The 23,537-nt window shown below is 44.0% G+C and carries 13 protein-coding genes and 3 pseudogenes; 3 read left to right on the plus strand and 13 right to left on the minus strand.

Going from position 1 to position 23,537, the window contains the following annotated elements; translation table 11 throughout:
* Positions 1 to 351: 351 nt before the first annotated feature.
* The 4 genes from rpsL to BJP37_RS30260 all read right to left on the minus strand — a co-directional run bounded on the left by rpsL (position 352) and on the right by BJP37_RS30260 (position 4,234).
* Positions 352 to 723: a 30S ribosomal protein S12 gene (rpsL, locus tag BJP37_RS30245; protein WP_071106977.1), complete on the minus strand. Its 372-nt coding sequence runs from the start codon at positions 721 to 723 to the stop codon at positions 352 to 354.
* Positions 724 to 811: 88 nt separating this feature from the next.
* Positions 812 to 1,156 carry a HesB/IscA family protein gene (locus BJP37_RS30250; RefSeq protein ID WP_075904457.1) on the minus strand — a complete coding sequence of 115 codons (345 nt, stop codon included), beginning with the start codon at positions 1,154 to 1,156 and terminating at the stop codon, positions 812 to 814.
* A gap of 272 nt (positions 1,157 to 1,428) precedes the next feature.
* Positions 1,429 to 1,857 carry a cupin domain-containing protein gene (locus BJP37_RS30255; RefSeq protein WP_075904465.1) on the minus strand — a complete coding sequence of 143 codons (429 nt, stop codon included), beginning with the start codon at positions 1,855 to 1,857 and terminating at the stop codon, positions 1,429 to 1,431.
* Positions 1,858 to 2,173: 316 nt separating this feature from the next.
* Entirely contained in the window at positions 2,174 to 4,234 is a 2,061-nt protein-coding gene (locus tag BJP37_RS30260; RefSeq protein WP_075904468.1) for a phosphodiester glycosidase family protein, read from the minus strand.
* 938 nt (positions 4,235 to 5,172) lie between these two features.
* Between BJP37_RS30260 and BJP37_RS30265 the strand changes: the two genes are divergently transcribed.
* A complete protein-coding gene (locus tag BJP37_RS30265; protein WP_075906612.1) occupies positions 5,173 to 9,969 on the plus strand; it encodes a glutamate synthase-related protein in 4,797 nt (1,598 codons plus the stop codon).
* Between the two features lie 714 nt (positions 9,970 to 10,683).
* Here BJP37_RS30265 and BJP37_RS30270 read toward each other — a convergent pair.
* From BJP37_RS30270 to BJP37_RS35050, 5 genes are all read right to left on the minus strand, one after another.
* Positions 10,684 to 10,953 (minus strand): hypothetical protein, encoded by a 270-nt coding sequence (locus BJP37_RS30270; protein WP_143727867.1) that lies wholly within the window; start codon positions 10,951 to 10,953, stop codon positions 10,684 to 10,686.
* A 621-nt stretch (positions 10,954 to 11,574) separates the two neighbouring features.
* Entirely contained in the window at positions 11,575 to 12,492 is a 918-nt protein-coding gene (locus tag BJP37_RS30275; protein ID WP_229415498.1) for a polysaccharide deacetylase family protein, read from the minus strand.
* 129 nt (positions 12,493 to 12,621) lie between these two features.
* Positions 12,622 to 14,178: a bifunctional pantoate--beta-alanine ligase/(d)CMP kinase gene (locus BJP37_RS30280; protein ID WP_075904474.1), complete on the minus strand. Its 1,557-nt coding sequence runs from the start codon at positions 14,176 to 14,178 to the stop codon at positions 12,622 to 12,624.
* Between the two features lie 106 nt (positions 14,179 to 14,284).
* A complete protein-coding gene (locus BJP37_RS37810) occupies positions 14,285 to 14,542 on the minus strand; it encodes a hypothetical protein (RefSeq protein WP_143727868.1) in 258 nt (85 codons plus the stop codon).
* Between the two features lie 98 nt (positions 14,543 to 14,640).
* Positions 14,641 to 15,459, minus strand: coding sequence for a septal ring lytic transglycosylase RlpA family protein (locus BJP37_RS35050; protein ID WP_081431382.1), 819 nt, complete (start codon positions 15,457 to 15,459; stop codon positions 14,641 to 14,643).
* Between the two features lie 174 nt (positions 15,460 to 15,633).
* On the opposite strand from BJP37_RS35050, the pseudogene BJP37_RS35055 reads away from it, so the two are divergent.
* Positions 15,634 to 16,614, plus strand: a pseudogene (locus BJP37_RS35055) (IS630 family transposase).
* Positions 16,615 to 17,113: 499 nt separating this feature from the next.
* On the opposite strand, the gene BJP37_RS30300 reads toward BJP37_RS35055, so the two are convergent.
* Positions 17,114 to 18,199 (minus strand): septal ring lytic transglycosylase RlpA family protein, encoded by a 1,086-nt coding sequence (locus tag BJP37_RS30300; RefSeq protein WP_075904476.1) that lies wholly within the window; start codon positions 18,197 to 18,199, stop codon positions 17,114 to 17,116.
* A 589-nt stretch (positions 18,200 to 18,788) separates the two neighbouring features.
* On the opposite strand from BJP37_RS30300, the gene purM reads away from it, so the two are divergent.
* Positions 18,789 to 19,829, plus strand: a complete 1,041-nt coding sequence (gene purM / locus BJP37_RS30305; RefSeq protein WP_075904478.1) for a phosphoribosylformylglycinamidine cyclo-ligase — start codon at positions 18,789 to 18,791, stop codon at positions 19,827 to 19,829.
* A 74-nt stretch (positions 19,830 to 19,903) separates the two neighbouring features.
* Here purM and BJP37_RS30310 read toward each other — a convergent pair whose 3' ends face one another.
* The 3 genes and pseudogenes from BJP37_RS30310 to ltrA all read right to left on the minus strand — a co-directional run.
* Entirely contained in the window at positions 19,904 to 21,100 is a 1,197-nt protein-coding gene (locus BJP37_RS30310) for an RNA-guided endonuclease InsQ/TnpB family protein (RefSeq protein WP_075904480.1), read from the minus strand.
* 212 nt (positions 21,101 to 21,312) lie between these two features.
* Positions 21,313 to 21,495 (minus strand): annotated as a pseudogene (locus BJP37_RS30315) (HNH endonuclease); the annotation flags it as partial.
* A 105-nt stretch (positions 21,496 to 21,600) separates the two neighbouring features.
* Positions 21,601 to 23,188: pseudogene (ltrA, locus tag BJP37_RS30320) on the minus strand (group II intron reverse transcriptase/maturase); the annotation flags it as partial.
* Positions 23,189 to 23,537: the final 349 nt, after the last annotated feature.

Below are 23,537 nucleotides of genomic sequence, written 5' to 3' on the forward strand. Positions count from 1 at the left end.
CGCTACTCTTTCGAGGGCATTAATTATTAATAATGCTCAAATTATCAAGGAAGCGCAACAGTTCTAGTCTCCAATTCCCAAGGGTCAGAAGTTACCGCAAAAATAAGGCAGCCTTTATGGTTGGTCGGTTATGGGTAAAAGGGTTAAAACTTTATGATTAAGGCTGCCTTATTTTAAGGTTTCGTCTCCGGGCTGTGTGGGTCACCTGCGGGAGCACTTTATACGCCCGGTCTTCCGCTAAGTCGGTCGGCTATAACGGGAGTCCCCTTGGGGTTTAGATGGGCGTGGGTGAGAACACAGCAACTCTATTGCTGAAAGTCTCTTACTTTAGAGGAGTCAATTCTCGTGAGTTTACTTAGGGCGCTTTGTCCCATACTTAGAACGACCTTGACGCCGATCCTTAACTCCTGCCGTATCAAGGGTACCCCGAATAATGTGATATCGCACTCCAGGTAAGTCCTTAACACGACCACCTCTGATCATAACGACGGAGTGTTCTTGTAGGTTATGACCAATACCAGGAATATAGGCTGTTACTTCAAATCCTGAAGTCAGACGAACCCTTGCCACCTTTCGCAAGGCTGAGTTGGGTTTTTTGGGTGTAGTTGTGAACACCCTAGTACAAACACCACGGCGCTGGGGACATTGTTTCAGCGCTGGGGACTTAGTTTTCTTCTTAGCTTTGAAGCGCTCGCTACTAATGAGCTGCTGAATGGTGGGCATGAGTTACGGCTTAATAAACATTGGTTGATTGAACTTAATCAACTACAAACAAACCAAAGGTAATTATATCGCATTTAACACTCTGGTGTCAATCTGAATCCTTTGATGGGTCTACACGAAAGGAATTACCGCAGCCGCAGCTTTCTGAAGCTTTAGGGTTATGGAAGCGAAACCCTCCTCCCATCAGGTCTTCTGAGTAATCTAGAGTTAAGCCATTGATAGTTTTTAGGCTTTCCGGGTCTACGATGACACTGATGCCATCACAGTCATAGACCTGATCCTCAGAATTGATCACTTGCTCAAAGTCAATAGTGTAGTAAAAATCAGCACACCCACCCTGGCGGACACCTAGACGCAATTTGGCGTCTGGGTTTTGACGCTTGGACTGTACACGTCTAATCTCACTCGCAGCAGCTTTACTCAGTTTAATCATTAACGATACTAACTATACGCAACAACTAGCACCAGCTAATGTTACCTCAAAAAGGAATAGTCATTAATCATTAGTCATTAGTAATTGGTCACTGCCAAGAGGCTTTTTTTGACCTACTAAAAACTTCTAACTAATGACTAATGACTACTAACTAAAGAATTGTCAGCTGTCAGCCGTCAAGATTAAACGAATGCTTACCTCTTTTATTCAAAAGCTTAAAGCTGATTGCTGATAGCTGATTGCTTACAAAAACTTACAACTAATGACTTAATCTATTTGTCTTCTGGTTTGCTGCGAGCATAGTCATCTTCAAAGCGAATAATGTCATCTTCTCCGAGGTATTCTCCATTCTGGACTTCAATTAAAACGAGGGGAATAACACCAGGATTCTCTAGTCGATGAGCATAGCCTTGGGGAACATAGGTTGATTGATTTTGATGAATAATTTCTTCTTTATCGCCACAAATAACTTTAGCTGTACCACTGACAACAATCCAGTGTTCGCTCCTATGGTAGTGCATCTGCAAACTTAAGCGATGACCCGGCTTGACTTCAATGCGCTTGATTTTGTATCCCCGTCCTTCTTCTAAGACAGTGAAAGACCCCCAAGGTCGTAGTTCGGTAGCGGCAACGCCTTCAGCTACTCGGGATGACTGTAGGGTAATGGCCGAAACTTGAGAAATTTCTTTTGACTGAACCATGGTTTTGTTCCTGAAAACGTCTAGCTAAGTGATTTTGGGAAAGTTTACTAATTGCTTACTAATTCTAGGTTAGACAAAATCAAGGGTAATTGACTATCGAAAAATCTAGCAAACTATAACTAAATTTTTCAGGCCAAATTAGTGGATTCCCTGAATTTATATAAAGTCTTTACACTCTTATATAGTTATGTTTACCTAATTATCAGCTGAATAAACCTATAGTTAAGGGATTCGTGATTTACAAAAATCTTAATAAATCTGAACACTTCATACTTCCTTCATAGTTAATACTTAATACTTAATACTTCTTAAACTATCAGGGAACAGGTGTAAAAAAGATGCCCAGACCGTTGTTAACTGGTGCTGCTGTATAGGGAGACCGATCTAGGAGTTGACCACCTAGATAAAGTCCAGTTGAGCTACCCCCGTCAAGATTGAGGGCATTAATGGCTCCCAATTTCTGCATCAACTGAGCTGTTTCCCTTAAGGTTGGGCCGTCTCCAGTATGACTATACTGAAAAGCAGCAATAATCAATGTGCCATTAGCAGTGGTTCCGATAGCACTGCGTGGAGCAGACTGCTGAATAAAGGCATCACTAAATTGTTCCGATTTGCCATCCAAAACAATTTTTCGATCTTGTAGTAGCAGTGGTCCACCACCGAGAATATGGGGGTAGCCATTGAAGTCAGCAGGAAACGTACTCCCCTCAATTCGCACTTGGGTACCGATACTAAGATCATGAACGGCTGTGCTGTTGGCTCTAAGGGTAACTAGATAGCCATTGGGGGGGATAGGAAAGGCTTGCTGACCGGCAAGTCCTCCAGGCAACAGATGGGTGACCGAGTTGTTCTGGACAACTACAATGATTTCATGATCAATTAAGGGAGTGTAGGTTGGTCCGAAGGCGGGAGTGTAGCGGGCAATGCCAGCTTTGACATAACCACTGTTGACGAATAGTACTGGCAAACGTTTCCGGTTTGAGGTAACTAAGGTTTCGGTGAGGCTGAGTCGTCCCAGTTTAAAGTGACCGCGATCATTCCAAGCGATCGCTCCCCGATTCAAAATTGGACCAGATAACCATCGACTGTCACGGCGAATTGCTCCTAAGGGCAATTGGTTGTTACGGTTGAAAAAGCCAGCATTAATTGCAGCAGATGCTTGCCACCACTGAGCAGCTTTAATTAGTGGGGCTGTTCCCACTTGGGTCGTAGCATTACTGCCAATGGGTCTGAGGCGTAACCGGTGAGATTTGGGGTCAACCTCCAGCCACACCACTGGGAAGCTAGTATCTTTGAGACTAATCAACTGCTGACGCCACTGGATGCCGGGTGCCCAGAGAATATTTTTCTTTACCATGGCATCGGGTCGCAAATCAATCACCAATCGAAAAGGGTTAGGCAAGGTGAAAACTCGCAGACGTTTACCTTTGGGGAAATCCACCCTGAGCCTAGTTTGGTTCTGATGGCTTTCTAAGCGGATAACCGGTTTATCCATAGGAGCACCCACGGAAATGGGAGCTACATCTTCAGGCCCTTGGATCTTGGTAGCCTCTAGAGCATTAAAACCCTTGACTAGTGACAGGTCCGCTGAGGCAGCTACTGTAATCACACCTTCAGTGCGTCGGTCATTGACTTGCCAGAAGGTTGGGCGGTCTAAATCAAGAACAATACGATTACCCCAAGGCTGACGTCCCTGGCGAATAGCCTTCACCCTGGCTGGCATGGAAGAGATATACAGCTTATCCCCGTGAACTTGTAACTGCCAACCTGCTGTTTTGGCAAAATCGGTAATATCTAGATATCGATAAGCACCACTAACTTGGCTGGGGAAGACTACTGATGTACTCCGGGGTTTAGAAAACCACCGAATCGGTTGCTGGGTAAAATCTTTACTATTGAGCATTTCTATCCCCAAAGTTTGCATCGCTCCTACATCACTGATGCCAGTGCGCACTGAGGTTCCCACCAGCCACTGCTGCCAAGGTAAGTTGATCCGCTGACCATTTAAATACACTTGAAACCCTTGTCGGATCACCTGGGGGGGGACAGAGAAAAATTCTACCTCTAAGGTGTTATCAGGCATGGGTGGTAGCTCTTCCAATAGTTTCTTCCCCTTTAAAACTAGGATGTTCTCCTGGGTGGTTTGGGATAAACTTTGAACGAGGACAGGGGTCTCTTCATCTGCTGGGGGCAACTGGTTAAGTAACTCTTTAAAGCTATTTAAGATTAAGGGTTCAATTGCTCCAACTCGCCTATTTGCCGTAGCTACGGATGCTGGGAATAGAATTAGGAGCAAGAGGGTAATGGCTAGCTTGGAGATCTGAGTCCACACTTTTGTAGTATCAATTCCGGTCTTTGGTGTTACTCTAGTCACCATCAAAGGGTTCCATTGAGCATTGGTTGCAGCTAGTAGCCTGTTTCCTCAAAGGACTGATTTGGCTTAAAGCTATCCTTTCATAACCTAAATCAGTCAGCAAAAACTATAGAGAATGTCTAATTTCACATACTCTTCAACTAAGTTCTAGGCATTTAGGCTCTAGGCATGTAGCCTAAGGGGGTTTTAAAAAAGTATGAAGGGCTCCAGGTCAAGCATGGAGGCTCTCAACTCCCCCTGTTCTAATACCTAAGACCATTAGCCTAATACCTAGGCATTTAGGGAGGAGATGCCACCTGGTCTAAACTAATACTGTGATAAAGGCTACTTTGATCAAGGCTACTGTGACAAGATCAAGTCCTGTCAGTGAAAAAGAGTCGTTAAGAAAGCTATTTTGAGTTTCGCTCAATGGTCTTGATCACTGCTACGGTAAATCCACCAATTTCTTCCCGAGTAAAATTTTCAGTAGGTTTATGGAGAAATTAGGTATTGCTATCCCTAACCTATTTCTTATATCATGGCTATCCACCTATATATGTAAGTTTCTAGGATTTATGCCAGCGTCATGGAACCCTGGTCACTTTGGTCATCAGCTAGGTGGTTAGTTGCATGGCATTGTTGAAGCACTAAGCGTGTTGCTACTGGTAAAACCTGATGAGGTTAACTACATCCCTTGCTCTGTGTCGGAGGATGTAGCTTTTGTGTCAGCAGCTGACCAGATTTCATTGGATACTCAGGATAGGAGTTTCTAAGGGAAAAAAGCTTGATAGATTGTTCAACCGAGGGAATCGGGATTAGACCCAACCAACTTCTGGCTCACCATTGATGGTAAATCATTGTTGATTTTTTCAGCCTAGTAGCAGTCTATAGGTCACTGCTACTAGGTTAATAGTCCTCAGTCTGTAATGAAAGCATCACTAAACACCGTGAATAATAATTGGATGAATAATATCGATAATCAGAAAAACCAGGAAGATCTACAACAGTATCACACAAGGATACCGTATCCAGGTCAACGTTGGTTGGTGGAGGAACGAGATGCCTGTGGAGTTGGCTTTATTGCGTCTGGGCAGGGTATCGCTACTCATAAATTGATTGAACAAGCTCTAGTGGCACTGGGTTGTCTAGAACACCGGGGTGGGTGTAGTGCTGACCAAGATTCAGGGGATGGTGCAGGCTTATTGACTGCTATTCCCTGGAAACTGTTGGAAAAATGGTTCACTGAACAAGGCATTGACCAGCCTCCTACGGAACAGTTGGGAGTTGGGATGGTATTCTTGCCTCAGGATAAGAGCTTGGTTAGCCAAGGTAAGTCCATTGTTGAGGAAGTCCTTGCTCAAGAAGGCTTAAAGGTTTTAGGCTGGCGTGTGGTACCAGTATGTTCAGAGATCCTGGGTATCCAAGCGAAAGCTAATCAACCCCATATGGAACAGTTGATCGTAGCTTCTGAAGGGGAGATAGGAGATGAACTGGAGCGTTTGCTGTTCAAAACTCGCTGTCGCATTGCTAAGGCACTAAAATCTCAGAGTACCATCCGAGTGCCTGAAGATTGGTATTTTTGCTCTTTTTCCAGTCGCACGATTGTCTACAAAGGCATGGTGCGCTCAGCGATACTTGGAGAGTTTTACTTAGACTTAAAAAATCCTGATTACCAGAGTGGGTTTGCTGTCTATCACCGACGCTTTAGCACCAATACTATGCCCAAGTGGCCCCTTGCTCAACCGATGCGGTTGTTGGGACATAATGGTGAGATTAACACTCTGTTGGGTAATGTCAACTGGATGATAGCCCGGGAGGCTGACTTGGCTCATCCAGTTTGGGAAAAAGGGTTGAAGGTTAAAGGTTCTCAAACTAACCTTAAACCAAATAACTCCTTAGATGAGATCAAGCCTATTATCAATCCAGAAAACAGTGACTCAGCCATCCTAGATAATGTATTTGAATTACTGGTGCAATCTGGACGCAGTCCTCTGACCGGATTAATGATCATGGTGCCGGAGGCTTACCAAAATCAGCCGGATTTGGATAACTATCCGGAAATTGTTGATTTTTATGAATACTACAGTGGAATTCAGGAAGCTTGGGATGGTCCAGCGCTATTAGTATTCAGTGATGGGAAAACAGTGGGAGCCAGCCTAGACCGAAATGGATTACGACCGGCTCGTTATAGCATTACCCGGGATGGCTATGTGGTGGTGGCATCAGAAGTGGGGGTAGTGGACTTGCCAGAATCCGAGATTGTGGAAAAGGGCAGACTCGGACCAGGGCAAATGATTGCTGTTGACCTGGAAAGCAACGAAATTCTAAAAAACTGGGATATCAAGCAACGGGTAGCGGCTCAACAACCCTATGGTCAGTGGCTGAAGCAGTACCGTGTAAAATTGGAACCCCAACCCTTTACTGAGGCTCCTGAACAAGAGGCGGCTAAGTTACTGGGTCAGCAGACCGCTTTTGGCTACACTGCTGAGGATGTGGAGATGATCATCCAGCCGATGAGCACCCAGGGGAAAGAACCTACTTTCTGTATGGGAGATGATATTCCCTTGGCGGTACTCTCCAATAAGCCTCGGCTACTCTATGACTATTTCAAACAACGCTTTGCCCAGGTCACTAACCCACCCATTGATCCTCTACGGGAAAGTTTGGTGATGTCGTTGAGTGTAGAGCTGGGTGAGCGAGGGAATATATTAGAAGCTAAGCCGGAGTACGCCCAGTTGTTAAAGCTGGAAACCCCAGTACTCAATGAGGCGGAGTTGGCAGTGGTGAAAGCCTCAGGGTTTGAGACGGCTGAACTCTCTACTCTATTTGAAATTGCTACTGGTCCAGGGGGGCTAGACGTAGCTGTGAATCGTCTGTGTGACCAAGCGGCTGAGTCGGTAAGGGCTGGTAAAACGATTCTGATTTTGAGTGATAAAACTGCTGGAGGGCTTTCTGAAAACTACTCCTATATTCCACCGATGTTGGCTATAGGTGCGGTTCACCACCACCTGATCTCTCAAGGATTAAGGATGAAGGCATCTATTATTGTGGAAACGGCTCAATGCTGGAGTACTCATCACTATGCTTGCTTAATTGGTTATGGTGCATCAGCAGTTTGTCCTTATTTGGCTTGGGAATCGGTACGGAATTGGTGGGCTAATCCTAAGACTCAGAAATTGATGGGCCAGGGGAAACTGGAAAGCCTGACTATAGACCAAGCTCAGAAAAATTATCGCAAGGCGGTACAAGCAGGTTTATTGAAAATCCTATCTAAGATGGGAATTTCCCTATTATCGTCTTACCATGGCGCTCAGATTTTTGAAGCAATTGGCATTGGTGGGGATTTATTGGCACTAGCCTTTAAGGGAACTACATCTCGGCTGGGAGGTTTGAGTATTGCTGATTTAGCTCAGGAAGTGATGGAGTTTCACAAGCGGGCTTTCCCCCTGACAGCTAAGAAACTGGAAAACTTTGGCTTTATCAATTACCGTCCTCGGGGCGAGTATCACATGAACAGCCCTGAAATGGCTAAAGCCCTACACAAGGCGGTTTCCTCTTTCGTCCGTGACCAATCCTCTAAGAATGGTAACGGTAAAAATCACAAAGAGTTGGAAGTTAGCAAGTTGCAGGTTAAACCTTCAAGCCTTGACGCTAACAAAGAAGCTTACGACCACTACGATGTGTATCGGAAACTGTTGGAAGAGCGTCCAGCAACTGCACTACGAGATTTGTTGGACTTCAACAGCGACCAACCTACTATTCCGATTGAGGAAGTAGAACCTGTTGAGGAAATTGTCAAGCGCTTCTGTACCGGAGCAATGTCCCTAGGCTCTCTATCCCGAGAAGCTCACGAAACTCTAGCTATTGCTATGAACCGGATTGGCGGTAAATCCAACAGTGGTGAAGGGGGAGAAGACCCAGTGCGCTTCAGCATTCTGAATGATGTGGATCAGACTGGTCATTCTCAGACTCTACCTCACTTAAAGGGATTACGTAATGGGGATGTTGCTTCCTCTGCGGTTAAACAAGTAGCATCTGGTCGCTTTGGAGTAACACCAGAGTACCTGATGAGTGGGAAGCAGTTAGAAATTAAGATTGCTCAAGGTGCTAAGCCAGGGGAAGGGGGTCAGTTACCAGGTAAGAAGGTTAGTCCCTACATTGCTAAGCTGCGGCGTTCCAAGCCAGGAGTAACCCTAATTTCCCCACCACCCCATCATGATATCTATTCCATTGAAGACCTAGCGCAGCTGATTTTTGATTTGCATCAGATTAACCCTCAAGCTAAGGTATCTGTGAAGTTGGTGGCAGAAATTGGGATTGGAACTGTTGCGGCTGGGGTAGCTAAAGCTAATGCGGATGTAATCCAAATTTCTGGTCATGATGGGGGTACTGGAGCATCTCCCCTGAGTTCGATTAAGCACGCTGGAGCGCCTTGGGAACTGGGAGTAACTGAAGTACATCGGATCTTGATGGAAAACCAACTACGCGATCGCGTTTTGCTGCGGGTAGATGGTGGCTTAAAAACTGGTTGGGACGTACTGATGGCTGCCTTGATGGGAGGACAAGAGTACGGTTTCGGTTCGGTATCGATGATTGCTGAAGGTTGCATTATGGCACGGATTTGCCATACCAATCAATGTCCTGTAGGGGTTGCTACTCAGCAAGAACGCCTGCGCCAGCGCTTTACCGGGGTTCCAGGCCACGTGGTCAACTTCTTCTACTTTGTGGCTCAGGAAGTGCGATCGCTTCTTGCCAAACTAGGTTACCGTTCTTTAAAGGATATCATTGGTCGGGCTGATCTACTCAAAGTTCGGGAGGGCCTTGAGTTGACTAAGACATCTATGTTGAATCTAGATTGTCTGACTCAGCTGCCTGATACTCGCACAGACCGCAGTTGGCTCAACCATAACGATGTCCACAGCAACGGACCAGTGCTAGATGATCAACTCCTGGCTGACGCTGACCTGACGAATGCTATTCAAAACCATGGGTCTGTGACTAAAGATGTTGACATTGTCAACACTGACCGTACTGTAGGGACTCGTATTGCTGGGGTAATTGCCAAGCAGTATGGTAACAGTGGTTTTGATGGACACATTACTCTGAACTTCAAGGGGGCTGCGGGTCAAAGCTTTGGTGCCTTTAACCTGCCTAGTATGACCTTGATTTTAACTGGTGAAGCGAATGACTATGTAGGCAAAGGGATGCATGGTGGTGAAATTATTATCAAACCACCGGCTGATGCCACCTATGACCCAGCTAACAATGTAATTGTAGGTAATACCTGCCTCTACGGTGCCACTGGCGGAACATTATTTGCCCATGGCGGTGCTGGTGAGCGGTTTGGTGTGCGCAACTCCAAAGGCTATGCTGTGATTGAGGCAGCTGGTGATCACTGCTGTGAATACATGACTGGTGGTGTAATTGTAGTCTTAGGGAAAGTGGGACGTAATGTCGGTGCTGGTATGACTGGTGGTTTAGCCTACTTCCTAGATGAAGAGGATAGTTTTCCGGCCAAAGTGAACCAGGATGTCAAGATTCAACGGGTAATTTCAGCCGCTGGAGAGCAACAGTTGAAAGGCTTAATTAAAGACCATGCCACTCGGACTGGTAGCCCGAAAGCCCAGATGATTCTGGACAACTGGTCTGAATATCTGCCCAAATTCTGGCAAGTGGTACCCCCTTCTGAGGCGGATACTCCTCAAGCCAATCCTGATGTGGTAGAAGAACGGGAGTTAGTTTCTTCGACAGTAGGCTAAAGCAGTTAAAGGTTAAAGGTTCCAGGTTGGATTGGGTTACCAGTTGCAGGTTAGAAGGTTGAAGGTTGGTTTGATCACCTTTAACCTTCAACCTTTAACCTGGGAAAGAGAATATTAAGCAAGGTAACAAACATCTTTGAGTGGCGGGACTCGTCGATGGAGTGATTACGACCTAACCTAGTAAAATCCTGGTTTTGGATGCACTGGGATAATTGCCAAGCCTCTTGAGAACCCTTGCCTTATTCCGGTGCATTGATAATTAGAGAGTTAGCAAACCACTCTCGATGACGAGCGCACTGGCGATACAAATCACCTCCCCATGCCATGCCATGGGGAGGTTAGTGAATCTGACATGCTTCGGTCAGAAGATTAGTATAATTCTCAAAAGTCTGATTTTTATAACCTTCAATATATGCGATCGCTAATTCGCTGATAGAGCTCATGACTGTATTTTTGTTAACTCTTGACCCTTAACTGCTGACTATTAACAGTCAATTAAAAGCTGTTTAATTATTTAAAATTAATTAATTTTATTAACTAATAATAGCAACTTTATGAGTATCTATGGCTGTTAATTGCTAAGTATTACCATTAAGCATTACTATGAAATAGTTTACCTATTTTCAGACAGGTTAATACCAAATCCGCGCTGATTTTATTATGACGATATTAAACTTGGATTTGGTATAAATGAATGATGAAGTTGTTAGATATCTAAATTTCTGGGAATAACATCTCTTCATCGCCAGGAAATGCCATAATGCGTATTTTAAAGCAATCGCAATCAAGTGTGAGACCATAGGGGCTTGGATGATAGTTACACCCTGGTGGGGGTGGTGGATAAATCTGCAATTTAAATCCATGATCAGCCTTGTCTGGAGGTGATTTGATACTGAGTCTTCTACTGCCTTTAATGGATTTGATATCTTCCTCACTTAAATCAAAGCTAATTGGCTCGAAGTTATTGAGATCTTCGATAGTCATTGAATTTATTTCTTGATTGTCATTGTTCATAATTTATAGTCTTTCCAATGTTGGATTAGCCGATTTCTTATCTGGTAAACTAGATAGACAGCAGAAATTAATACCCAATTGCAGGAAGGATGAACCTTGACTTTTGATCTTGGGTGTCACAGGTATGCCCTGCTACAACCACAAGGAAGGTTGTAGACCATAACAAGAGCAGGACTTACGCATTCAATCTACTTCTAGGGTGCATTATTAAGGCACCCTACTAGATAACTACACCATAACTACATAAGCGCGTTTGGTACCAAGTTTTGGGTAAGTCATGAACTTTGGGTAAGTCATGATCAGTTAACCGTTAACTTATCAACAGTTAACAGTATTGTTTTGGTTGAAGATTTCAATCTCGGTTTGCTAGGTTAATTTGGGTAGATAACTTATCGAATAGGATAACTAAATTTCAGAAAGCTATGTCGCCATTTTGGCGGTAAATTTAATAAAGCATACTAAGGTCAACAATCAAAGCCTCCAAGGTTAGGTTAATCTCAAGTTGAGCATAACTGATTACCTATTTATGGGTTTAAAGTTGACCATTGACTGTCAAAAGCTAACGGTTAACCGTTGATAAGTAATTACATGTCACTTCTGTTCTTTTTGTGCTATCTCCAACTCTTTTCGTGCCATATCCAACAATTCCGGTACAGTCACAAACTGGTAACCTTGCTTTCTCAATTCAGTAATAATTACCGGTAAAGCTCGTATCGTCTTGGCACGATTGCCGCCACCATCGTGGAGTAGCACAATTCCTCCCGGTTTGGCTCTGCGGAGAACATTATAGGTCAACCGACGTTGGTTTACCGAGTAATCCTCTGAGTCAGCTGACCATTTTACAATCACGTAATTTTTTTTTCGGGCGTAAGCCACTAAGCCATTGTTCATTATCCCCCCAGGGGGTCTAAACAAAGAGGTCTTAACGTTAATAGTTTTGTAAATCCTTGCTGTGGTATTATCAATTTCCTTAGCAGCTGCTAAACTATTATGATAGTAATAACTATGGTTCCAACTATGGTTGCCAAGGGCATGACCATGGTCTACAATTTTCTTAAGCTCTTCTGGATATAGATAAACATTTCTCCCTACCACGAAGAAAGTTGCCTTAACATCATATTTTTTAAGGATGTGTAGCACATCGTTAGTCATCTTCGGCCAAGGACCATCGTCAAAGGTCAAGGCAATGACTTTCTGTGGAGTTTTAAGCTCAACGTCCTCGATATATTTTCCCCGAAATTGCGGAGGAACATAGTTAATCTGCTTGCCTCTCTCTTGCTCTGCCCATTTAGCAATACCTTGCTGCAAACCTTTATCTGGCGGCTTAGTTAACGTTTCAACCTTCTTTGAGTCAGTTTGCTGCTGTGGCATTTGCCTAGTGATTAGTGCAGCAATATTTTGGTTAGCCCATCGACTTGTTTTCAAGGTGTAGCCAGCCATACAACTTAGAATAGCAGCAATTATAATCCATGTACTGCGCGACCAGAATAAGCCCTCACGTTTTGCCAAAATTGGTCTCCTTTGCTCCTGCCAAAATACCAGGAAAGTAAATTATCATCTTTAACTAACCATCATCTTATATAGTGGTGGCTAGCTGTTGCCTAATTGTCTGTTTAATTGTCTGTTTAACATTAGCGGTCAGCCATCCGGTGACAATTGCTGATAGTAGATATTGACAAGAGAATCGGTAACTTCTGCAATACTCATACCATCGGTTTGTACTTCAATAGCATCAGCTGCCTTGCGCAAGGGGGCTACAGCACGGGTGCTGTCCTTTAGGTCACGCTGTTGAATCTCCTGCTCCAGCTGTTCTAAGCTGACCTCTTGCCCCTGGTTTTTCAGGTCTTGCTGACGGCGACGCGCCCTTTCTTGAACAGAAGCTGTTAAGAATAGTTTGACTTCTGCATTGGGAAAGACATGGGTGCCAATGTCACGACCTTCAGCCACTACTCCTCCTTGACGACCCCAGCGTTGTTGTTGTTTGAGTAACTCACGGCGTACTGAACTCAAAGCAGCCACTGTAGACACTTTGGCAGTAACGGACTGTGAGCGAATGACCTGGGTAACTTCTTCTCCATCAACCCACACCTGAATCCCAGACTCTCCTGGTTGATTATTACTCAGATTAATTGTACACTTACTGACTAATTCTGCGATCGCAGGCTCATCCTCCAAGTCAATACCTGCTTTGAGCACCCGCCATGTCACAGCCCGGTACATAGCACCAGTATCAAGATACATCAATCCTAATTCTTTGGCTACCAAACGGCTAACGGTAGATTTTCCAGCTCCAGCCGGACCATCAATGGCCACAATCGGTTTACGGTGGGACAGGAGTATATTGTCAATTAAACGAGTTGTACCTAAGTGAACTGCGATCGCTAATAATCCTTGCTCTTCAACCTGTTCGAGGGGGGTCAGAGTAACAGGATGTACTAATTCCACATACTCGACCTGGATATCCTGGGTTCCAGCTAATTCTGACCTAACCCTCTCAATCAGATTGATGCGATCGCATAATCCACCTTGAAACGCTTTCTGAGCACTACGCAACCCTTGATAGAGTAATGATGCTTGGGCTTTTTGTTCTGGTGTCAGGTATTGATTGCGAGAACTACACGCCAGTCCCGACTTTTCCCGCACAATCGGACAAGGAACAATGGTCACTGGTAACTTTAAATCTGCCACCATACGCTGGATGATTGCCAACTGTTGGGCATCCTTTTGACCAAAATAGGCTCTGTTTGGTCGTACCAGATTCAACAGCTTGACTACGACAGTTGCCACACCCTGAAAAAAACCAGGACGAGAGACAGCACATAGGACAGAGGTCATGGTTTTGGGTGGAATCACTTGAGTCAATTCATCACCCTTGTCCGCAGTGGGCATTGAATTATCACCATACAACTGGTCTATAGTGGGAGCAAAAATTGCATCAACTCCAATCTGTTGGCAAAGTTCTTGATCCTGAGCCAATCCACGGGGGTACTCCTGAAAATCCTCTGTCGGTGCAAACTGAAGAGGATTAACAAAAATGCTAACAATGACCAGAGAATTTTCTCGTCTTGCCCGCTCAATTAAGCTTAAGTGACCGCTGTGCAAGGCTCCCATAGTGGTTACCAGACCCACTTCCTTGCCAGGACCTTGACGTTCTAAGTAGCAGTGTAATCCAGCAGTTGTTGTAAACAGGTGCATAAGACTCTAGAGTTTAGATTCATCCGCGCTTATGCCCCACGTCCGCACCGAAGATCGGCGTGGGATGAATGGCGGACAGGAACTTTGATACTTTGTTTGTTACCGTCTATAATGAAAATAGTAGGGTAATAAAATTAAGAGCTAACCGCCACCTACTAACTGCAAATACTAACTGAAAATAGAACGAGTTGTATTGTTCCGGTGCGGAGGGGCATCCCGTGTCGTCAATAAAGCTTGCCGTTCGCGTAGCGTGGCCAAAGGCCTTGTATCCGTTCGCGCAGCGTCGGCGAAAGCCGATACCGTTGGGTGGAGTTGGCAAGAAGCCCACACTGTAATCTCTGATAAGCGTGTGGGAGTATGTCACATTCTTATCGATGTTAGCAACATACTCTTAATAAATATAAATCTCCAGGAATTGCCAAGTAATTCCTGGAGATTTCTTTTGACTAATAACTAATTAATTCAATAAAGAATTTCTATATGCACAGGCCCAGTGCCAGAGCTGACCAATCCAATTATTCTGGCAGCTCCTCTGGACAAATCAATAATCCGACCCCTGACATTTGGTCCACGGTCATTAATCCGGACAATGACGGAGCGACCATTTCTGAGATTAGTCACTTTGACTCTAGTGCCAAACTGCAAGGTACGATGAGCAGCAGTCAGAGCATATTGATTGAATCTTTCGCCACTAGCAGTGCGCCTGCCATGAAAAGCTGAACCATACCAAGAAGCTACCCCCCTTACACTCCATCGCACTCGGCGACGGCTACGCCTTGAAATCGTTGGTACTGTTAGTGGTTGCAGTGTCTGTGATGAAGCACTGCTTTTGTTGAGAGAAGAAGCATAGCCGATAAGCATAGCGTTTCCTTGGAGATTAGAATCCGGAGAAGCTATCTTCTCAAGTGACTTTGGAATCCCGTCAGTAGTGATTAGCTCAGGCGCTGGTAAGCTTAAACTAGCAAGAGTTCTATATTGAGCTGGAAACTCGGCAACATCAAACATCTGCACTTGTTGACTTGAAAGTTTTTCAGCATCTTGAATTGTGGGAGATTTCCCCCCTGCCATCAGTGGTAAGTCAGGGCTATCTTTAGCTGTGTAGTCAAAGCCCTTAGCTGATGAAATATCATAGGTGCGCTTTCCGTAGGCGAATTTAATTCGCCACGGGTCGCACCTGTTGATAACAACGTACCCAAAACTGTTGTTATCAAAGAACCGGTGATCCAACTCCAACTTTTTTGATTCATATTTAGGTAGATAAAACATTATGATTTCAGGCATTTCAGTGCTAAATAAAGCTGGCTTAGCACTCGAACTTGCAAAAAAAATACTTAAACTAAACTTGTTTGATATTACAATATTAAGCAAATATTTCTATAAATATTAGAAGACAGCCTTTTCAGATCTAGTGAGGTATAATTAAGATACTATAATTTGAGCCGAGCCAAGAAAGAAGTGAGACCTTATTCTATTGATTTACGTCATAAGATTATCAATGTGTATGAGAATGAACCTATTTCTCAACGGCAGTTAGCCAAACGGTTTGGAGTGGCTTTGAGTTTTATTCAAAAATTACTGAAACAATATCGAGAGACGGGCTCTATCGCTCCTAAAGTTCGGACAAAGCAAACTCCAACGAAACTCAATGATGAACAACTGGCAGTACTGGGTAGTCTGGTAGAAAAGCATAACGACGCCACCTTGGAAGAACTAAAAGAGCTACTAGCAGCATGATTCGGGAGTCCAGATCAGCCGCTCCACAGTATATAATATGTTGAAAAAGCTTAAGTTTACCTTAAAAAAAAACCTTTCATGCGGATAAAAAAGAGAGTGCTCGAGTGCAAATTAAGCGAGTAGAGTTTTGGCAGTTAGTTCAAGGGTTTCTGGCGAAAAACCTGATATTTATAGATGATAATGGTGTGAATCTGGGGATGACTCGGTTACGAGCCCGCTCTCTAAAAGGAGAAAGAGCTCATGGAAAACGTCCTCACCACCGAGGAAAAAATGTCTCTGTGATTGGAGCTATAGGGTTTAAAGAAATCCTTGCTAAAGCCGAGGTGATGGGAGCAGTGGATAGATTAACATTTGAAGCATTTATTGCCTGTAAATTAGTTCCCAAACTTTGGAATGAAGCTGTTGTCATTATGGATAATTGCTCAATTCACTTGTTCGCGTAGCGTGGCCTTTTGGCCAGCAAAAATATCGAAGAATTAATTACGGCAGCAGGGGCTCGTCTAATTTATTTGCCACCCTATTCACCAGACTTTTCGCCGATTGAGCATCTTTGGTCAAAGATTAAATCGATACTACGGTCAATTGGAGCGAGGAATTATCCGTTCCTTGGTGGATGCAATTGATGAAGCTTTTGAGCAAGTCTCTCTGAAAGATATTAAAAATTGGTTTACCCATTGCTGTTATTGTACATCATTAGACTAAAACAGGCTGTAATAAATTAAATTTTAGTACTCCTTAAAAAACGGAATTTAGCTAACTTTAAAAAAAAAAAAAGCTCAAACCTAAGCCAGGAATCAACTTATCGATTTTTAAAGTTTAGTTAAAGTTGGAGTTTCTGAAAAAGCGATGCAGAGGTGTGACCCGTGGCGAATTTAATTACGGGTCAAACGCACCATTACGGTCTTGGGGAGCCAGTGCGGTCTTGGGGGGAACCCCCACTCGCGCTTTGCATGGCTGACAGGTGCGGAAGCAGTATGTCACAAGCCTCACAGCTTAGTTGCGCTTAGGCTATCCACTTAAACAATAAGCATTCAGCTAACCCCCTAGGCTGAATGCTCATCTTAAGCAGGCACACGGATGATACTAATACTAATTCTCGTGTCTACCTGCAACAAATTTTTTTTCACCTTTGGTAATGGGTAATTGGGAATTGGATTACAATTAGCCATTAGCCATTAGCCATTAGCCATTACCGTTCAAGTTAATATAAAACCTCTAGACGCACAGCAGCAGTGCCAGATCTTTCAACTCCGATAACTCGGGCTGCTGCTCTGGAAAGGTCAATAACGCGATTTCTGCTGTGCGGTCCACGGTCATTAATTCGCACAATGACGGAGCGACCATTTCTCATGTTAGTCACCCTCACCCTAGTCCCAAACCGCAAGGTACGATGAGCAGCAGTCAGGGCGTATTGATTAAATCGCTCACCACTGGCAGTGCGGCGGCCATGGAAACCCGGACCATACCATGAAGCCATACCCCTCATCTGACTTCTTACTCGCCGACGAGTGGTACTCCTAGCTACTTTCTGTACTGTTCGTGGTTTTGGTGCTGGCGGTAAGTCCGCAATTTCTGTGAGAGGGGGAGCATAACCGATCAGCCGTCGCAATCGATTAGTAGCTTGTAGAGCATCTTCAGCCAGGTCTTTGGTGGTATCTGGCAGAATTGTATTCTCATCAACTTGGACTAATTCTTGCCCATTTACTTGAATGCTGTAGCTTTTGTAGGAACCATTCCAACGGACAGTGATTGACTCAGCATTGACATTGTTGCCATGAAGTTCATTGATCCGAGCAGCAACCACTTGAGCCCGCCGGATTGAGTCATTTTCTGACCCATTAGCATCCGATATCGTAGCGTTGCCTGGGGCAACAGAAGACGGAGTTGCTATCTTTTCAACCTCAGTAGCAACTATGTCTTTGGTAGGGTCAGCATTGATTTCCTGTGAACCTAGGAAAGTCAGAACAGGAATACTACGGACATACAGTGTAGCTGCCTGACGTCCTGCAAGTTCATAAGCATAAATATTGGTAATGATTTCATCAGGTTTAGCAGTTCTCAGTTGCTCTGGAAACTCAGCCACTTGAAACTCTGGTGTTGGCTGAGCTGGTAGTTTTTCTATTGCTGCAGTTGCGCTAGATGGCAATTCTTCTGCCAGTTGAGCATCAGAATTTCCTGTCACAGTCTGAGTAACTGTCTCAGCGGATGAGACAGGAATTGATATTGTTGCACCGAGAACTGTTGTTAGCACAGAAACGGTGATGCCACCCCAAATTTTTTGATTCATAGGTCTGTAGTCTAAGATAATTGGCAGTTTTAGGCATTATGGTGCTGCAACAAACGCAGTAACATAACTTCAACTTGCCCATTAACTCCTCACAAATGGTTATTTCCTCACAAATGGTTATTAGTGATTTAACTAAAAACCTGGAATAGACTACCATAAAGTTTCTGATGGTGGAATCCCCATTTTATGAAGCTGTTACCAAGAACTTGTCAAAATTGACGGTTGTAGATTGACCACAAACTAAGTTATATTAGTGGTTAGAGCTTTTGTTAAATTTTTGTGAAGTAACTCCAAGAATAGTTAATTCTTATCAATCCCATCAAGATCTGTGAAATAACTAATGAATCAGCTTCAACAAATTTCCGACCTAAAGTAAACTTGAATACAGACTAGGTGCAAGCAATTCTGGTATATAAGGGCACTTACCACAGCGTTTACCACGGCGTTTACCACGGCGCTTACCACGGCGCTTACCACGACCTTCCTCAACACACTACTGATCTCACCCTATTTGCACCCTAGGTCTTGATCGACGCTACGCTGTAAAATACATCCTGCATTTCTAGCTCAAAAGCATTTGTGTGTTCCCATGGATTATCGAGACGCTGGTGTTGATATTGAAGCAGGTCGAGGATTTGTTAAGCAAATCCGTAGCCTGGTAAAAAGTACCCACCGTTCGGAAGTATTAGGTGGACTGGGTGGCTTTAGTGGTTGCTTTCAGCTGCCAGTGGGATATACTGAGCCAGTGTTGGTATCTGGAACTGATGGAGTTGGTACTAAACTCAAATTGGCTCAAGACCTTAACCGCCATGACACCGTTGGCATGGATTTGGTAGCCATGTGCGTCAACGATGTCTTGACTGTTGGTGCGGAACCCCTGTTTTTCTTGGATTATTTAGCAACTGGCAAGCTCAATCAACAACAACTGACTCAGGTTGTTGCCGGTATTGCCCAAGGTTGTCGTCTGGCTGGGTGTGCTTTACTAGGAGGGGAAACCGCAGAAATGCCTGGTTTCTACGAACTCGCCGAGTATGACCTAGCAGGGTTTTGTGTAGGAATTGTGGAAAAGAGCCGTATGTTGGACGGTTCCCAAGTGCAAATTGGAGATGTGGCAATTGGTTTGGCCAGTCAGGGCGTCCACAGCAATGGTTTTAGTCTGATCCGGAAAATTGTTCAGGATTCCCCAGACAACGCTCTTTCCTGGGACATAACTCCGGAATTGTTAGCTGGTAAAAGCTTAGGGGAGGAATTGTTGACACCAACTCAGATTTACGTGAAACCGGTACTTGATGCTCGTAGGGCTGGTATCGAGATTCACGGTATGGCTCACATTACCGGCGGCGGTATCCCAGAAAACCTCCCTCGTTGCCTGGGTGCTGGACAATCCGTCCAGATTTATCCCAACAGCTGGGTGATTCCACCAATTTTTCAGTGGCTAGCTCACACAGGTCAGGTTAGTCCTCAGGCAATGTTTGATACCTATAATATGGGGATTGGTTTTGTGCTGATTGTTCCTCAACAGCAGGTTGAGGAAACCCTAACATCGTTTAATTCACAGCAGGTAAATGCATGTAAAATTGGTGAAGTAATCCCAGGGGATGGTGGTGTTGTTGGTCTACTTATCCCGTGATCGGATCAGGCTTCTGGGTGGGGAGTCTCTCAATCATTCTCTCAATCAGAAGTTGACACTCCCCACTGATAGAATCAGGGGGATTCTTGGTTCAACGAGTCAGCTTGCTCATCCAGGTCATAACCAAGAAGAGTAGAGGCCAATTCTCCCCAAGCGTTTCGAAAAGTTCCGGTGTGCCCCACCGTACTCAAGGCTCTCGTTAAAATGTTTTTGGCAGCGTTGTGGTCTCTGTCTAACTGGCAGCCACATTTACAAATATGGGTTCTAGTTGATAGAGACTTTTTAACCACTTCACCACAGTTGGAACAACTTTGACTCGTGTAGGCGGGGTTCACTGCAACAGTTATCCTGCCAAACTTTAGACCAAAATATTCCAACCATTCTCGAAATTGATACCAACCTGCATCATTAATAGATTTGGCAAGACAGTGGTTTTTAACCATATTACGAACCCTCAAATCTTCATAGGCGACCAGGTCGTTAGACCGGATTACGCAGCGCGCCAATCTCTTAGCGTGCTCATGGCGTTGCCTACTTATTCTAAGGTGTGTCCTACCTAGTCTATTAATTGCTTTTTTACGGTTAGCAGAGCCTTTCTTTTTTCGAGAAACTCGACGTTGATAAAACTTTAAACGTTTTTCCCCTTTTCGGTAAAATCGTGGGTTAGGTTCTGAGTATCCATCAGAGTCTGTGTAAAACTCCTTTAAGCCAACGTCCAATCCAATAGTAAACCCAGTGGCTTCTAGTTGTTCTTGGTTCTCTACTTTCACACAGAACTGGACATAATAGCCATCAGCTCTCTGGACAATCCGAACTCGTTTTATTAGCTTCTGCTCGAATCTCCATAAGTCCCAGGTACCCTTGAGCTTGACTTTTCCGATACCCTTCTTGTCGGTGAATTTTATGGACTTCTTATCTGGGGATAACTTCCATCCAGATTGCTTATACTCCACTGACCTAGAATGTTTCTTGAAACGAGGATAACCCTTCTTTCCAGGAATTTTATTTTTGCAGTTATCAAAGAAACGTTTTATAGCGCGTTCTACGTTCTCAACAGAGGCTTGGCAAGCATGACTGTTGAGGTCTCTGACAAACTTGAATTCGTCTCTTAGTTGAGTGTTGTAACGATAGAGTTCTTTTTTCCCTGTACCACGATTGTCCATCCAGTACCGAAGTACTTTATTGCGGACAAAGCGAGCCGTTCTAATGGCTTCATTTATTGCCAACCTTTGAAGCTCTTTGAGAACAGCCTTGAACTCCATGACCAACACTCGTGTATCACCTCCTTGGGTTCTTACTTTACTTACTATTATAGACTACAATCTAGATTTAAAAGTCCCCGAACAGTTAGGGAATAAATTCCCGTTCGGGCTAACCATTAAACTAAGCCGGTGAGTCGCCTCACCGACTCGTCTTCAAAACCGTACGTGACACTTTCGTATCATACGGCTCCTCATTATAGGAACCATTGACATTGGTACCTCTAGAATGGATTTTCATCTAACTCGTTAGAGTTGATTTTTGTTCCATGTTTGATGTCATGGCAATGTAGGTGTAACAGTTCTAAATTTTTATCTAGGTCGTTTCCACCCTTAGCGCGTGGTATTATGTGATGTTTTTCCAATAAATCGCCATCCCTGAATGTAAGTCCACAATGGGTACATTTCCGGAAACGAAACCTTAGATAGTGGAGCCTTACTACAACAGACTTCAACCTTTTACGCATAACCTACCAACTATAAAGGCTCCACTATCTTACGGTAACTTCAAACCCTTCTTGCCTTTTCAAAAGCCTTCCCTTTTGACTGGTCATCTCAGGATGTTTCCTCATTCTGAAACTCCAATAAATTAGGTCTCCATCATAGGGGCTTCTGGTATCTCTGACTTTTGTGTGCCTGATGATTTTTGTTTTGGCATGTTTTGGGAGGTAGTTACCTTCCTTTGTCATGAATACCCAATTATCGACCTTGGGAGATTCCCATGGTTTTTCTGCCTTTTCTATTTTGGTTCCCCAATATTTCTTGTTTGCCCAGGTTCTTGATTTATTGGGATGTCTCCTATATCCCCATCTTTTGAGATTATTCCAGAGCATGAACCCTAAATCGTTAAAGGTTTCTTTACTACAGACTCCACTGTAGTAGTTACACCATCCACGTATAATGGGTTTGAGGTGGCTTATTAATGCCTCCTGTGGGGCAGCTCTATGTTGTTTGATAACTTCTGCGAGCTGTCCATAATGTTCCAGAATTTTCTCTTTTGATGGTTTGATGATGGTTTTAAAACCTTGTTTGGACTGGTTTTTACCTGTTTTATATTGTCGGATGTTGAATCCAAGGAAATCAAATCCATCAAGAGTATAGGTAATCCTGGTTTTACTTGGTTTTAATTCCAGACCCATGTTTTTTAACCATTCATTGATGATTCTTTGACATTCTTCTACCACAGTACGGTCTTTGTGCATGATGACAAAATCATCTGCGTATCGAATTAGATTTAATGCCTTTTTATTGGAAATTTTACTTCCTTTTAAGGTTTCGGCATAATGTTTAATTCGTTCTTCCATTCCATGGAGGGCTATATTCGCCAAGAGTGGAGAGATGACTCCACCCTGAGGAGTACCCTCATTCGTAGATGAGAATGTTCCGTTATCTATCACTCCGGCTCTTAACCAAGACCTGATTATTCGTCTAAGGGATGGATAGGTATTTAATTTTGAAAGAAGTGCATCATGGTTAATTTTGTCGAAACATTTAGCAATATCAGCATCAAGTACCCATTTAGGTTTTTGATTAATACCCTTGAAAATTGCTTCGATGGCATCATGACATGAGCGTCCTGGTCTGAATCCATAGGAATTGGGTTCAAATTTTGCTTCCCATTCAGGTTCAAGTGCCTGTTTGGTAAGTGCCTGTAGGGCGCGGTCGTACATAGTTGGGATACCTAGAGGCCGTTTTTCTGTCCGTCCGGGTTTGGGAATCCAGACCCTTCTGGTTGGTTGAGCTTTCATAGGAGTTTTTAGGCTGGCTACTAAGGTGAGGCGTTGCTTATTGGTTAAAGCTTTGACCCCATCTATTCCGGCAGTCTTTTTACCTTTATTCTCCTGAGTAACCCGTCTGACCGCAATCATTTTTGCTGACCAGGATTTCATCAGAGTCTTTTGTAGCTTTCTTACCACGTGAACGTCGCCACGCTGAGAGGCTCGATATATTCGTTGTCTTGATGCAGTCGCTCATGGGGGAAACCCCCAAGACCGCGCTGCATCGCTTTTGCAACTTAAAAACTGTCATTTCCAGCTTACGCCAGTTGACATTTTTCCATTCCGACTGTGGGGCGAACCCCCGAGTTTTAGACTTATTCATTGCTACTTACAACCATATCTTCTCCTACAACGTGAGTCCGTCAGCATATCCTGGGCATTACCCCAGGCGTTAGCTTCTGACTCAATCTCGACCCCATATGACTTGCGGCTAACTACCTACTCAAGATGTTCGACCTTCTTGAGAGTACATATGAGGGTTACTTCGTTCCTGATAACCATTCTTTGGACTTTTAGGGTGGTACTGTTCACCGAGAATATATTGGGAAATCTTTATGAAATCATGGAATTTCATAACCGTATTCTGTGACGTTTGTCTGTAGCGTATCAGCCTATTTCGCTACCCATTCCTGACGATGATTCAGACATACCTTTCTTTTGTACCCATGAGT

The organism is Moorena bouillonii PNG, from assembly GCF_001942495.1.
GTDB lineage: Bacteria > Cyanobacteriota > Cyanobacteriia > Cyanobacteriales > Coleofasciculaceae > Moorena > Moorena bouillonii.